The sequence below is a fragment of the Micromonospora thermarum genome (assembly GCF_012034245.1).
Lineage (GTDB): Bacteria > Actinomycetota > Actinomycetes > Mycobacteriales > Micromonosporaceae > Micromonospora > Micromonospora thermarum.
The window spans coordinates 15,143-28,400 of sequence record NZ_JAATEO010000003.1 but is presented as its reverse complement, the minus strand read 5'-3'; the positions used below and the strand labels follow the sequence as shown (position 1 = coordinate 28,400).

General features: G+C 71.7%; 11 protein-coding genes, 1 tRNA gene and 1 pseudogene. 8 read left to right on the top strand and 5 right to left on the bottom strand.

Translation table 11 applies throughout. The features are described 5' to 3' along the window. Positions 1-64: 64 nt before the first annotated feature. The 3 genes from HCJ94_RS03485 to HCJ94_RS03475 all read right to left on the bottom strand — a co-directional run bounded on the left by HCJ94_RS03485 (position 65) and on the right by HCJ94_RS03475 (position 4,367). The gene (locus tag HCJ94_RS03485) at positions 65-1,147 is read right to left on the bottom strand and encodes a glycoside hydrolase family 19 protein (protein ID WP_167999497.1); all 1,083 of its coding nucleotides are present in this window, start codon (positions 1,145-1,147) and stop codon (positions 65-67) included. Positions 1,148-1,325: 178 nt separating this feature from the next. Continuing rightward, entirely contained in the window at positions 1,326-2,111 is a 786-nt protein-coding gene (locus tag HCJ94_RS31040) for a 2OG-Fe(II) oxygenase (RefSeq protein WP_167999496.1), read from the bottom strand. Between the two features lie 57 nt (positions 2,112-2,168). Further along, positions 2,169-4,367: a tetratricopeptide repeat protein gene (locus HCJ94_RS03475; RefSeq protein WP_167999495.1), complete on the bottom strand. Its 2,199-nt coding sequence runs from the start codon at positions 4,365-4,367 to the stop codon at positions 2,169-2,171. A gap of 349 nt (positions 4,368-4,716) precedes the next feature. Here HCJ94_RS03475 and HCJ94_RS03470 point away from each other — a divergent pair, with 349 nt between their 5' ends. From HCJ94_RS03470 to HCJ94_RS03440, 7 genes and pseudogenes are all read left to right on the top strand, one after another. Further along, a complete protein-coding gene (locus HCJ94_RS03470; protein ID WP_167999494.1) occupies positions 4,717-5,292 on the top strand; it encodes a hypothetical protein in 576 nt (191 codons plus the stop codon). A gap of 84 nt (positions 5,293-5,376) precedes the next feature. Beyond that, the gene (locus tag HCJ94_RS03465) at positions 5,377-6,402 is read left to right on the top strand and encodes a LacI family DNA-binding transcriptional regulator (RefSeq protein ID WP_167999493.1); all 1,026 of its coding nucleotides are present in this window, start codon (positions 5,377-5,379) and stop codon (positions 6,400-6,402) included. Between the two features lie 478 nt (positions 6,403-6,880). Beyond that, on the top strand, positions 6,881-7,693 hold the full coding sequence (locus HCJ94_RS03460) for a carbohydrate ABC transporter permease (protein WP_240943904.1): 813 nt from the start codon (positions 6,881-6,883) through the stop codon (positions 7,691-7,693). 15 nt (positions 7,694-7,708) lie between these two features. After that, entirely contained in the window at positions 7,709-8,596 is an 888-nt protein-coding gene (locus tag HCJ94_RS03455; RefSeq protein ID WP_167999492.1) for a carbohydrate ABC transporter permease, read from the top strand. Between the two features lie 45 nt (positions 8,597-8,641). Next, on the top strand, positions 8,642-10,270 hold the full coding sequence (locus HCJ94_RS03450; protein WP_167999491.1) for a glycoside hydrolase family 13 protein: 1,629 nt from the start codon (positions 8,642-8,644) through the stop codon (positions 10,268-10,270). Positions 10,271-10,432: 162 nt separating this feature from the next. Continuing rightward, entirely contained in the window at positions 10,433-10,726 is a 294-nt protein-coding gene (locus tag HCJ94_RS03445; protein ID WP_205800603.1) for a discoidin domain-containing protein, read from the top strand. Continuing rightward, a pseudogene (locus HCJ94_RS03440) lies at positions 10,666-11,115 on the top strand (discoidin domain-containing protein); the annotation flags it as partial. The gene HCJ94_RS03445 and the pseudogene HCJ94_RS03440, both read left to right, overlap by 61 nt. A gap of 113 nt (positions 11,116-11,228) precedes the next feature. On the opposite strand, the gene HCJ94_RS03435 reads toward HCJ94_RS03440, so the two are convergent. Further along, entirely contained in the window at positions 11,229-12,272 is a 1,044-nt protein-coding gene (locus tag HCJ94_RS03435; RefSeq protein WP_167999490.1) for a cation diffusion facilitator family transporter, read from the bottom strand. Then, on the bottom strand, positions 12,269-12,985 hold the full coding sequence (locus HCJ94_RS30870; RefSeq protein ID WP_167999489.1) for a substrate-binding periplasmic protein: 717 nt from the start codon (positions 12,983-12,985) through the stop codon (positions 12,269-12,271). The genes HCJ94_RS03435 and HCJ94_RS30870 overlap by 4 nt, the downstream gene beginning before the upstream one ends. A gap of 161 nt (positions 12,986-13,146) precedes the next feature. Between HCJ94_RS30870 and HCJ94_RS03425 the strand changes: the two genes are divergently transcribed. After that, positions 13,147-13,222: transfer RNA gene (locus tag HCJ94_RS03425), tRNA-Arg, on the top strand. Positions 13,223-13,258: the final 36 nt, after the last annotated feature.

Genomic DNA, 13,258 nt, shown 5'->3' with positions numbered 1-13,258 from the left:
CGACGCGTGTGGGACCGGGTGCGGGCCCCGCCGAAACCGGTGCGGCGGGGCCCGGACCGCCGGGTCAGCAGTACAGGTTCGCTCCGGCGGGTACGCCGAGGATGCCGACGAACTGCTGGTACCGGCTGACGCGGCTCTGCACCTGCGCGGGGTTGCCGCCGTTGCACTCGATCGCGCCGTTGATGCTGCGGATGGTCTCGCCGAACCCGGCGCCGGTGACCATCGCCGTGTGGGCGGTCATCCGGCCGGGCCCGTTCTGGGTCATCCAGTACCAGATGGCGGTCTTCCAGGCCACCGCGGCGTCGTTCTGCACCAGCCAGGGGTTGGTCAGCAGGGGCAGCCCGAGGGCGTTGCCGGCGGCGTTGTAGTTGAAGTTCCAGCTCAGCTGGATCGGCCCCCGCCCGTAGTAGGCGTCCTGCCCGGCGGGGCAGCCGTACGGTTGGCTGCGGTCGCAGTAGTGCGGGTAGTTGGCCGTGTTCTGCTCCACGATGTGGACGAGGCCGCCCGTCTCGTGGTGCACGTTCGCCAGGAACGCCGCGGCCTCCTGCCGCTGCACGGTGGCGCTGCCGGTCTTCGTGAACGCCGGGTAGGCGTTCAGGGCGGCGACGAGCCCGGAGTACGTGTAGAACGGGTTCCGACCCGGGAACATCTGGTTGAACTGAGCCTCGGTGACCACGAAGCCGCCGGGGTTGGGGGGCGGCGGGCTGCTGGTGGGCGGCTGGCTGCCGCAGGTGTACGGATCCCAGTACCAGGTGCTGATGGTGGGGTCGTAGCCCGGGTTGTCGTGCTCGGCGATGTAGTACAGGCCGTTGGTGTACCGGACGATGCTGCCGGCGGTGTACCAGGTGCCGGCGACCCAGTTCGGGTGGTTGCAGGTCCCGCCCGGTGGTGGTGTGGAGCCGCCGCCGCAGGCGCCCAGGTCCTGCCAGACGCCGGTGGTGCCCGGCGGCGCCTCGTTCTGGGTCCACCACTTCGCCTGGTAGTTGCGGCCGTTGCGGGAGACCTGCATGCCGCCCGTGTAGACGGCCGAGGACTGCCACGGGGTCGCGCAGGCGGCGGCGGACGCCGCGGACGACGGGACGATCGCCGCCAGTCCACCTGCGACGGTGAGCGCGGCCACCGCGAGCAGGGCGCGCAGTCTCGACATGTGATCACTCCTTCCTGGGGATCCACGGGTCGACGGCGCGGAGCGCGGCATCGACGAGGCTCACTGTAGCACTACTGTTCACAAACTTTTCTATTAAGTTCCGCGGCCGGTCGACCGGGCTCGGTCCAGGAGTTCGTAGGGGCAGGTGCCGGCGCTCGGCCGGCCGCACGCTCGGCGGTCAGGCGAAGATCAGCAGCGGGTCGGTCGCCGAGCGGACCCCGACGAAGCACGCGGCCGAGGTACGGCAGCCCTTGCGCACCTCGCGGACGCCGTGCATCCGGCCCGCCTCGAACATGACCAGGTCGCCCTTGCCCGGCAGCACCGTGTCCAGGGGTGGGCCGACCCGTTCCGGCTCGATGCCGTAGTCGAACGGGTCCGTCTTGAGGGCCACGAACTCCTCCTCGGAGAGGTGACCCCAGAAGTCGATCTCGCCGCCCTCGCCCGACTCCGGCACCTCCAGGTAGACGTTCACACCCAGTCTGCGGTCCAGCTTGTAGGTGTCGAGCAGCGGGATCTGGCGGCGGTCGATGTGCGGGCGGCCCCGGCCACCCGGCGTCATCCGGCGCAGCACGCCGGGCAGCATCATCCGCCCCTCGTGCCGCCCGACGGTCGCCCCGTACGGCCACATCTCGTCCAGGTCGAGCCGGATCAGGTCGGTGGGGGACTGCTGACCGCCGAACACGTCGTGCCGGATCAGGCGGGTGGTGGCCGGGGCGGTGTCCAGGTAGCGGTGGACGCTGTCGCCGCCGTTGGCCACCTCGCCCATCGACGTCCCGACACTGGTGAACTCCTTGGTGAGCAGGAAGTTCGCCTCCTCGGCGGCGCGTACGACCCGGGGCAGCGCGGCGTCGCACTGCTCCGGCGGGTAGTACTCGCGGTGCCAGATCAGGTCGATGTCCCCGGTCGCGAGTTCACGCAGCGACTCGGCGGTCAGTCGGTCCCGGCGGCGAAGTTGATCGCTCACGTCAGCTCCCTCGTACGCTGGCTACGGTGCCGCGGTCGGACCTCGCGTCCGTACCCGTCATCCCTCACGGAGCTTCCTGAGGTCGGCCTCGGCGCGGGCCGTCTCGGCGTGGTCGTCGCCGAGGATCCGCCGGCGGTCGGCGACCACCCCGACCAGCACCTTCTCCGCCTCGGCGGCGGCGCCGGTGGCGATGAGGCAGTGCGCCAGGGTGTGCCGGGCGGCGATCATCGCGAAGTGCTGGACCTGCCGCTTCGCGGTGTCCGTCGCGAGGATCTCGCGCAGGTCGGCGAGCGCCGCCTCGACGTCGCCCTGCTCGTACCGGCAGATGTCCAGCGTGTGCCGCACGGTCAGGGTCTCGAAGTGGTCCGGCGCCCAGTGCCGCAACCGGATCTCCAGGATCTCGGCGAGCTCGGCGCGCGCGTCCGCGTACCGCCCCTGGTAGACGATCGCGCGGGCCAGGCTGTGCCGTGCGGTCATGGTGTCCCGGTCCTCCGGCCCGCGGACCCGGTACTCGGCCCGGACGATGTCCCGGAGCTCCTCCTCGGCCTCGCGCCACCGGCCCTGTTCGAGGATGGTCCGGGCGAGCTTGTGCCGGCTGGCCAAAGTGTTGCGGTGCTCGCGGCCGAGAAGCGCCTCGCGGGCGGGGATGATCTTGCGGAGTTCCTCCTCGGCCCAGGCGAGGTGCCCCTGCTCCAGGGCCGCGCGGGACCGCTCGTGCCGGAGGCTCAGCACCGGCCGGTCGTCCAGGTCGACGCCGATCCGGCGGCAGCCGGCCAGGCACCGCTCCAGGAAGATCTCCGCCTGCCCCGGCAGACCCACCGCCAGGATGTAACGGGCGATCAGCCGGGCCAGGTCGAGCGCCACGTCCAGCAGGTCCGCCCGGCTGCGCGGCAGGTCACCCGCGTCGAGGAAGTCCAGGACCGCGCCCATCGTGGGCGGGGCCAGCACGTGCCAGCTCGCCCACTTGTCCGGCTCGTCGGGATCGAACTCCTCCTCCCGGGGGCGGTCCGGATCCCGCAGGCGCAGCACGTCCAGCAGGTCCAGTACGAGTTCGTGGTACGCCGCCCGGTCGGCCACGACGTCCGGCTGGTCCCGGACCAGCTCGCGGACCAGCGGGTGCAGGGTCACCACGTGCGAGACCGGCGACTGCGCGGGCAGCGACTCGATGACCCCGAGGTCGACCAGCGCGAAGTCGGCCAACGAGCGGAGCACCTCGCGCAGCCGCTCCTCGCCGATCTCGCCGACCAGCGGCGAGGCCGACAACCGGACCGGGTCGAGCAGAACCGAGTACGGGATCGGCGCGTCGCCGAGACAGGCCAGCAGCCGCAGCATGGGCCGCGCCTGATCGAGCCCGCGCCCGCCGAGCAGGTCCAGAGACATCTCCCAGGACTGCACGACCGGCCGGACCGCCGTGTCGAACCCGCTCGACCCGCCGCGCCGCGTGCCGGCACCGGCTCGGCGGTCCAGCGCCTCCCGGTAGTCGTCGTAGGTGCGGATCGAGGACCGGGCCGCACCCACCGGGATGCGGTTGGCCTCGGCGAGGTAGGTGCCCGCGCCACGCAGCGCCAGCGGGTGCCCCTTGAGCCGAGCGGCGAGCGCCCTCGCCTGGGCCAGGGTGCCGGGGGCGGTGCCGGCGAGGTCGACGAGCACCTGCGCGCCGTCCGCGGGCGCCAGCTCGCGCACCGGGTGCATCGTGGACCACTCGCCCCAGGTCTCCTGGCGGCCGTCGCGCGTCGTGACCAGGACCAGCCCGTTGGGCGTACGCGGCTGGCGGAACCAGCCCGTGCCGTCGGCGACCCGCCCGTCGGCCGGTGCCAGCAGCGACGGCTCGTCCGCGTTGTCGAAGATGAGCAGCCACGGCCGGGCGGAGTCGTTCAGCAGGTCCCACACCAGCTCCACCGGGCTGCGCGCCTTGCCGGCCCACGCCAGGTCCAGTTGGCTCTCCGGCGCCTGGAGCTGGCCCGCCACCTCCCGCATGCCGGCGCTGACCCGGGCCGAGTCCTTCGCCGAGATCCACCAGACCAACCGCCCGCGCCCCTCGAGCTGGCGCGCCACCTCCTGCGCGGTCAGGCTCTTGCCGCAGCCGCCCAGCCCCCACAGGATCTGCGCGGCCTCCTCCGGCACCCGCGACGTGCCGGCGGGCGGCTCGGCGGCCCGCAGGATCGTCTCGACCAGCTGGTCCCGGCCCCGCAGTGGCAGCCGGTTCCGGCGGGGCGGGATGATCGAGAAGCCGGCGTCCTGGGACGGTGCGGTCATCGTCGGCCGGTTCCGTGGCGGTGCGCGTGGCGTCCCGTCGGCTGCGCCCGGCCGCGCCGCCGACCGTCCACGACGGACAGCGTGGGGTGGGCGGGCGGAGTGGGGCTGAGGCGGCTCATCTGACCTCCCGGAGGGGCGGGACGGGCAGGGTCCACGATGGTCGGTCCGCCCATGGGGTGGCGGCCGGTCGCGTGATCCGTGTCTCAACCCTACCGGCTCAGGCCCCCGGTATCACTCCGAGCAGCCGGCCTGACACGAACGAACCGATCCCGCCGACGGGACGGTGGACCGGTCCACCCGGACGGCCGAGGGGCGGGCGGACTGGCGTACCGCGACTACCGTCCTCGGTATGTCGATCGTGGAGGGTCTGGGCTGCATCCCGGCCGACTGGCGCGTCAACTGGGGGTCCGTCCCGGACTGGTTCGCCGGGCTGGGCACCGTGGGCACCCTGCTCTTCGGGGTGCTCAGCCTGCGCCGGGAGATCCGTACGCGGCGCCGGGAGGACCGGGCGGCCCGGGCCCGGCAGGCCCGGCTGGTCTCCACCACCGCCCGGATCGAGGGGAGCGGGGTGCTGCGCGTGCGGGTCGCCAACGACAGCGACGGGCCGGTCTTCGACCTGGTGGCGACGCCGGTGGTGCACACCGGTGCCCCGGGTCCGGGCGGTCGCCGGGTGCCGGTCGCCACGGTGACCGGCCCGGTCGACCGGCTCGACGGCCGCACCGGCGCCGAACTCTTCGTCGCCGTCGACCGCACCGTCGACCTCACCGGCTACGCGTCGGCCACCGTCGACCTCGGTTTCACCGACCAGCAGGGCAACCGGTGGCGACGGTCGGGCTCCGGGCAGCCGGAACCCGACCTGGGGGCTGATCCGCCGCGCCGTCGCTCCTGGCTGCGCCGCCGCCGATCCGACCGGGTCCGGCAGTGATCCGACGCGATCACGTCACGACCGTCGCGGGGTGGCCGGGTGCGACGTTCGAATCTTTCGGCTTTTTGCCGTAGCCTTTCAGCGATGACGAAGCGGCTGACCGACGTGGCCCGGAAGGCGGGCGTGAGTGAGGCGACCGTCAGCCGGGTGCTGAACGGTCGCGGAGGCGTGTCCGAGGCGACCCGTACGGCCGTGCTGACCGCCCTCGACGTGCTCGGCTACGAGCGCCCCACCAAGCTGCGCGGGGAGCGGGCCCGGTTGGTCGGGCTGGTGCTCCCCGAGTTGCAGAACCCGATCTTCCCGGCGCTGGCCGAGGTGGTCACGGGCTCGCTGGCCCAGCGCGGCTTCACCCCGGCGCTCTGCGCGCGCACCATCGGCGGTGTCTCCGAGTCCGACTACGTCGACATGCTGCTGGAACACCAGGTTTCCGGGGTCATCTTCGCCGGCGGGTCGTACGCGCTGGGCGACGCGTCGCACGAGCACTACCGGCGGCTGACCGACCGGAAGCTGCCGGTCGTGCTGGTCAACGCGGGCGTGGACGAGCTGACCTTCCCCCGGGTGTCGACCGACGACGCGGTGGCGGTGGAGCAGGCGTACGGGCATCTCCGCTCGCTGGGCCACGAGCGGATCGGGATGGTGCTGGGCCCGGAGGACCATGTCCCGTCCCGGCGCAAGCTGGCGGCGATGGCGCGGATCGCCGGCTGGACCGACGCGGACCAGGAGGTGGAGCGCACCAGCTTCTCCATGGAGGGCGCCCGGGTGGCGGCCACCAAGCTGGTGCGCCGGGGGGTCACGGGGGTGATCTGCGCCAGCGACGTGCTGGCGCTGGGCACCGTCCGCGCCGTCCGCCGGCTCGGCTGCTCGGTCCCGGGCGACGTGTCCGTGGTGGGCTTCGACGACTCCGCGTTCATGACCTGCACGGACCCGCCGCTGACCACCGTGCGGCAGCCGATCGAGATGATGGGGCAGGCGGCTGTCGACCTGCTGGTCACCCAGATCGAGGGTGGCGGGGTGCTCGCCGACGAACTGCTCTTCGAGCCGGAATTGGTGGTGCGCGGCTCCACCGCGCCCGTCCCCGCCGCCGACCCGGTCCGGCCCCGGGGCGGCTGACCGAACTCTCCGGTGAGCACCGTCGCGGCCGCTGGTCACCCCGCCGGCCCCTGACCGGCCACCCTCTTCCGGCCGTTGAACCACGCTCCGGCCGTCGACCGCCGCACGCGGTCGGCGGCCGTTCCGTCGTTGTCCGACCTGGTGCGCGGGGCCGCGCGTACGCGGCCTCGGCATCGACCTACGCCGTTGGTTCAGTCGGCCCCTGCCTGGCGTCCCAAAACACGGTGATACGTGGATGTACCGGGCCGCCCTTATGCCATCGTCGTGATTTCTCTCAGTCCAGTCGCGTTCTTTCATAATCAGATCGAAACCTTGCTGCGATGAGTCCGTCTCGCTACAGTGACTCCACTCACATCCGGCCCTGGAGCGGCTACCGCGGGTCAGGGCCGCATGGCGGACACCGATCAGTAGCAGGGCACACGGCGGTGGCGATCACCGCGGACCAGCGAACTTCACGGAGACACTCGTTCCCGAAGGGATGGACAGATGTCCGTACCGCAGTACCGGAAGGCTGCGGCATCGTCATGAGCTTCCAGCACACCGGCGGGGCGAGACCACCTGGGTCGGCTGGGACAACTACGTCCGCATCCTCGACGACCCCAGCTTCTGGACCGCCTGGAAGAACACCTTCTCCTTCACGGTCCTCGCGCTCCTGCTCGGGTACGCGGTGCCGTTCTTCGTGGCGATCCTGCTGAACGAGTTCCGCCACGCCACGGGGTACCTGCGGATCCTGGTCTACCTGCCGGTGATGCTGCCGCCCACCTCCGCGCTCTTCCTCTTCAAGTTCTACGCGTACGACCCCAGCGAGGCCGGGCTCTTCAACGCGATCCTCAAGGCCCTGCACCTGCCGACATCGCAGTGGATGCAGTCGCCGGAGATGACGATGCCGGCGATGGTGATCGCGTCGACCTGGATGAACATGGGCGGCGCGGCACTGATCTACCTGGCGGCGTTGCAGAACATCCCCGGCGAGCTCTACGAGGCGGCCGAACTCGACGGCGCCGGCGTCTGGCGGCGGATCCGGCACGTGACCGTCCCGCAGACCCGGCTGATCCTCGCCCTCCTGGCGATGCTGCAGATCGTCGCCACCATGCAGCTCTTCATCGAGCCGCTGATCCTCGCCAACGGGGCGGGCGCGGAGGACTCGGCGACGTCGGTCGCGTACCTGATCTACCAGCACGGCTTCTTCCAGAACGACCTCAACGGCGCCGCGGCGCTCGGCGTGATCATGCTCGTGGTGCTGGCCGGCTTCTCGGCCGTCTACCTGCGGCTGACCGCGAAACAGGACTAGGACGGGGGACGACCCATGGCACAGGATTCCGGGACCCGGACCCTCATCTCCCGGGCCCAGCTCCGGCGCGGGCGCGGCCGGGCGATCTACTGGGCGCTGCTCGCCGTCGTGGTCATCGGGTTCACGCTCGTCTTCCTCGGGCCGCTCTACTGGATGGTCACCGGCGCGCTCAAGTCCGGCCAGGAGATCGCGCAGACGCCACCGTCACTGTTCCCGCAGGACCCGCAGTGGCAGAACTACGCCGACGCGTGGAACAACCTGGACCTCGCCAAACTGCTGTTCAACACGTTCTACTACGCGACCGGGGCGGTGCTGTTCCAACTCGTCCTCGACACGGCCGCGGCGTACTCCCTGTCGAAGCTGCGACCGATCTTCGGCAACGTGATCCTCGGCCTGATGCTGGCGACGCTGATGATCCCGGCGATGGTCCTCATCGTCCCGCAGTACGTGACCGTGATCGACCTGCCGATCCTGCACGTCAGCCTGCTCGACTCACCGTTCGCGATCTGGCTGCCGCTGGTCGCCAACGCGTTCAACATCTTCCTGCTGAAGCGGTTCTTCGACTCGATCCCGGAGGACCTGATGGCGGCGGCTCTCATGGACGGGGCGACGCCGCTGCGCACGCTCTGGTCGATCATCCTGCCGATGTCGCGCCCGATCCTCGGCGTGGTCTCGATCTTCGCCGTGACCGCGGTCTGGAAGGACTTCCTCTGGCCGAAGCTGGTCATGCCGTCGCCCGAGACCCGGACGGTCAGCGTCGGCATCTACGCCTTCGCCGGCGGTACGCCCATGAACGTGGTGATCGCCGCGTCGGTCATCGCCGCGATACCGACGGTCATCCTCTTCCTGATCTTCCAACGCAACATCATGTCCGGTCTGACCACAGGCAGCCTCAAGGGATAGCCCCGGCGAACCCCGCCGACGTACCGACGCAGAAAGCAGGTGCTCGTGTCCACAGCAGACAGCTGTCCGTGGTGGCGTGGCGCGGTGATCTACCAGGTGTACCCACGTAGCTTCGCCGACGGCAACGGTGACGGCATCGGCGACATTGCCGGCATCCGGTCCCGGCTGAGCTACCTGTCCGCGCTCGGCATCGACGCGATCTGGTTCAGCCCCTGGTACCCCTCCCCGATGGCCGACGCCGGCTACGACGTGGCCGACCACCGCGACATTGACCCGGTCTTCGGCACGCTCGCCGAGGTGGAGGCGCTGATCGCCGAGGCACACGCGCGCGGCATCAGGACGATCGTCGACGTGGTGCCGAACCACTGCTCCGACGCGCACCCCTGGTTCCAGGCGGCCCTTGCCGGCGGTCCGGCCGCACCCGAGCGAGACCTCTTCTGGTTCCGTCCCGGCCGGGGCCCGGACGGTGGCCAACCGCCCACCGACTGGGTCGGCGAGTTCGGCGGCCCGACCTGGACCCGGACCACCAACCCGGACGGCACCCCCGGCGACTGGTACCTGCACCTCTTCGCGCCGGAACAGCCGGACTTCAACTGGGACCACCCCCGGGTGCGCGCCGAATTCGAGGACATCCTGCGGTTCTGGTTCGACCGTGTGGACGGCATCCGGATCGACTCGGCCGGGCTGCTGGTCAAGGACGGGACGCTGCCCGAGATCCGGCCGGACCGGCCGCACCCGTTCCACGACCTCGACGGGGTGCACGAGATATACCGGGGCTGGCGGCGGGTCGCCGACGCGTACCCCGGCGACCGGGCCCTGATCGGTGAGGTGTGGCTGCCGGACCGGCAGCGGTTCGCCCACTACCTGCGCCCGGACGAACTGCACGCGGCGTTCAACTTCGACTTCCTCGGCTGCGCCTGGGACCCGGCCGCACTCCGCGAGAGCATCGACGGAACGCTGAGCGCCCACGCGCCGGTCGGGGCGCCCGCCACCTGGGTGCTGTCCAACCACGACGTCACCCGTCACGTCACCCGGTACGGCCGCGCGGACACCACGTTCAGCTTCGCCGCCAAGCGCGAGGGGATCCCGACCGACCTGGAACAGGGCACCCGCCGGGCCCGGGCCGCCGCGCTGCTGTCGCTGTCGCTGCCCGGTGCCGCCTACGTCTACCAGGGGGAGGAGCTGGGGCTCTGGGAGGTCGAGGACATCCCGTACGAGCTGCGCCAGGATCCGATGTGGGAACGCTCCGGGCGGATCGACCCGGGCCGGGACGGCTGCCGCGTCCCGCTGCCCTGGTCCGGCGAGGTGCCCCCGTTCGGCTTCAGCCCCGACGGCGCGACCACGGCGCCCTGGCTGCCCCAGCCGGCGGACTGGAAGGACCGGACCGCCGCCGCACAGGCCGGCGACGCGCGTTCGATGCTGGAGCTGTACCGGGCCGCCATCGCCGTCCGCCGGGCCGAACCGGCGCTCGGCGACGGCGGGATGACCTGGCTGCCCGCCCCGGACGGAGTGCTCGCGTTCCGGCGTGACCCCGGCTTCACCTGCCTGGTCAACCTCTCCACGACGGCGGTGCCGCTGCCGCCGTACACCGAGCGGCTGCTCGCCAGCGGGCCGCTCGACGACGACCTGCTGCCGCCCGACACCGCCGTCTGGCTGCGTCCCCCCGCGACCTGACCCCCACGACCGATCCGTCGCGGCGCACCGCCGCCCCGAGGAGAGAGGAGGTACGACCCGTCGCGCCGGACCGCGTGGGGCGGTCCGTTCCACCACCCGCACGGAATCCACCACACCCCGTACACGCCTCTCCACGTCCCCGGAAGAAGGTGTAACCCCACCATGTCCAGATTCCGCAACCGGCTGACCGCCGTGCTCGTCACGGCCGGCCTCGTCCTCACCGCGGCGCCCGCGCCCCCGGCCGTCGCCGCCGGCGGCCCGAACCTCGCCGCCGGCCGCCCCGCGACGGCCAGCAGCGTCAACGGCCCGTACGCCGCGGCCAACGTCACCGACGGCAACGCCGGCACCTACTGGGAGAGCAGCGGCGCTCTCCCGCAGTGGGTGCAGGTCGACCCGGCTACCCGTTCATCGGGTTCGGGGCCAGCCCGCCCACCCGGTTCGAGAACATCTCCCTGATCCGGGCCGGCGGCCACTTCTGGGGCGCGCAGACCTTCCCGGCGATCTGGGTGTTCTCGGCGTCGAAGGAGTTCCGCGGCATCCGCGTCTCGGACGTGGACATCGTCGACCCGACGTACTCCGGGATCATGTTCCAGACCAGGTACAACGGGAGCCAGCCGGAGAACCCGATCACCGACACCGTCTTCACGAACGTGTCCATCACGGGGGCACGCCGCAGCGGTGACGCGTTCGACGCCAAGTCGGGCTTCGGCATCTGGGTCAACGAGATGCCGGAGGCGGGTCAGGGACCGGCGGTCGGCTCGGCCACCTTCACCAACCTGCGGTTGAGCGACAACTGGCAGGACATCCGCAACACCACGACGACCTTCACCATCAACCGCAACTGACCGGATACCGCGGCGCCGCCGGGGAGCACGCCTCCCGGCGGCGCCCGCCGTGTTCATCGGTGACGCGGGCCGGTAGCCCGAGGCAGGCTCGACGTGCCGGAGCGCACCGATGTTCAGCCCGCCGACCCGGTTCTCGACTCCTGTCCTGAAGGTCGCCCGGCCTGCGGGTACGGCAGGCCGCGTACGCGGTCCGACCCTTCTCGCTCGGCGGCGTCGATGCGGGTGACGGGGGCGACGACGAGGTCGTGCATGCGCCAGTCGAACTTGCGGGCGAAGGCGCCCAACTCCTCCAGCCGCTCGACCAGGCGGTCGGTGCCCGGCACCGGTACGACGAGCAGTTCACCGACGAAGACGTGGCCCTCCTCGCGGAGGCGCAGCCAGGCGTCGGCCACCCAGTCGTGGTCGCGGACGGCGGTGAGCAGATTGTCGCGCAGCGGGTGGGGGCGGCTACCGTCGACGACGCGGGGCCGGTTGTCCATCAGGTTCGCCACCGCGCTGCGCAGGGTCCGCGTGCCGTCGCGGACGATGTCCCCGCCGATGACCAGCGCGGCGACGGCGTCGGCCCACCACAGGCCGACACCGATGCCGAGGACGCCGAGGATCGCCGCACCGGCGGTGAGCCAGTCGGCCCGGTTCATCTCCGCGTCGGCGTAGAGCACCTTGTCGTGCAGCTGCCGGGCGATGCGCTGCTTGACCCGGCCCAGCAGGATCGCCGGCACCATCGTGGCGAACAACGCGGCTATCATCAGCCAGCCCAGCCACAACTGGTGGCCGTACACGTCGATCAGGCCGATCGGCGGACGCTCCCGGGCGATCAACCGGACGAGGGAGTCGTAGACGACGTACGCGCCGAGCCCGAGCAGCGCCACCGAGCCCGCCAGGAACGCGATGCTGACCGAGCGGTGGTAGCCGTACGGAAAACGGTCGTTCGGCTTGCGGTTGCGGAACCGGGCCGCGATCAGGAAGGCGGCCGGCGGCACCAGGCCGAGCATGTCCTCGATCCACGCCGCCTTCATCGCCTGCGACTGGCCGAGGGTGAGCGCCAGCAGGGCGACCGCGACGAGGAAGAACGCGATCGTCCACCACTCCAGCTGGACGGCCCGCCGGTGCAGCTCGGCCTTGTCCGGGGGAAGCTCGAACCGGTCGTACACCCTCACGCCGAAGCCTCCTCCCGCTCGGCCGCGGCCAGCAGTCCCTCAACCTCGCCGTGCGACAGGGCCAGCAGGAACCGCTCCACCTCGACCTGCCAGGCGTTCTCACCCGGCGGAACCGCCCACACGTGGTCGTGGATGGCCAGTTCGTGCCCCGTGGCCCGCAATCCCAGCTCCGCCAGGCGCCACTGGCCGACCACCACCGGCAGCCCCTCCCGGCCGGTCACCTCCGCCACCGGAACCGGGACCGCCTCCTCACCACGCAGCGCGGCCACCTCGGCCGTGCCGGCCGGCACCGCCACCCGTGCCCCCGCCAGCTCCTGCGGTGCCGGCACGCCGGCGGGCACCGCCACGATCGTCTGCATGGTGACGTACGGACGGGTCAGCGACGCCTCCTTCGTCCAGGGCGCCTTCGCGTCGAGCCCGCCGACCACCAGATCGAGGACGCGGCCGTTCAGCGCCGCCATCAGCGAAGACTCCGACCCCGGATACCACTCCACCCGCGCGTCGAGCCGCTGCGCGAGGCGCTCCACCAGGCGGGCCTCCGCCCCGGTCACGGCCCCGGCGTCGGTGACCCGGGTCCAGGGCGGCGCCTCGGTGACCCCGACCCGCAGCACCCCACCGCGGACATCCTCAAGTGTGGTGCCGACGTCCTGCGGCCATCGGCACCCGGCGAGCAGCACGAGTACGACACCCACCAGCGCGATCGTCCGGCGCATCCGACCTCCTTCCGGCCGTCTCCGCCCACCCTCCTACCCAGGGCGGTGCCCGCCGACGCCGCACCACGCCGCGAACCGTCGTGCCTCGCGCTGACGGAAGCCGCTCCACGCCGCTCCCTGCCCGCCGTGCCGACGGGCTGGTCGCTAGACTGGGCCCTCGCGCCCTCGTAGCTCAGGGGATAGAGCAACGGTTTCCTAAACCGTGTGTCGCAGGTTCGAATCCTGCCGGGGGCACCAGGTCACAGCCTTGATCACCGATCACTGTTCCGCCTT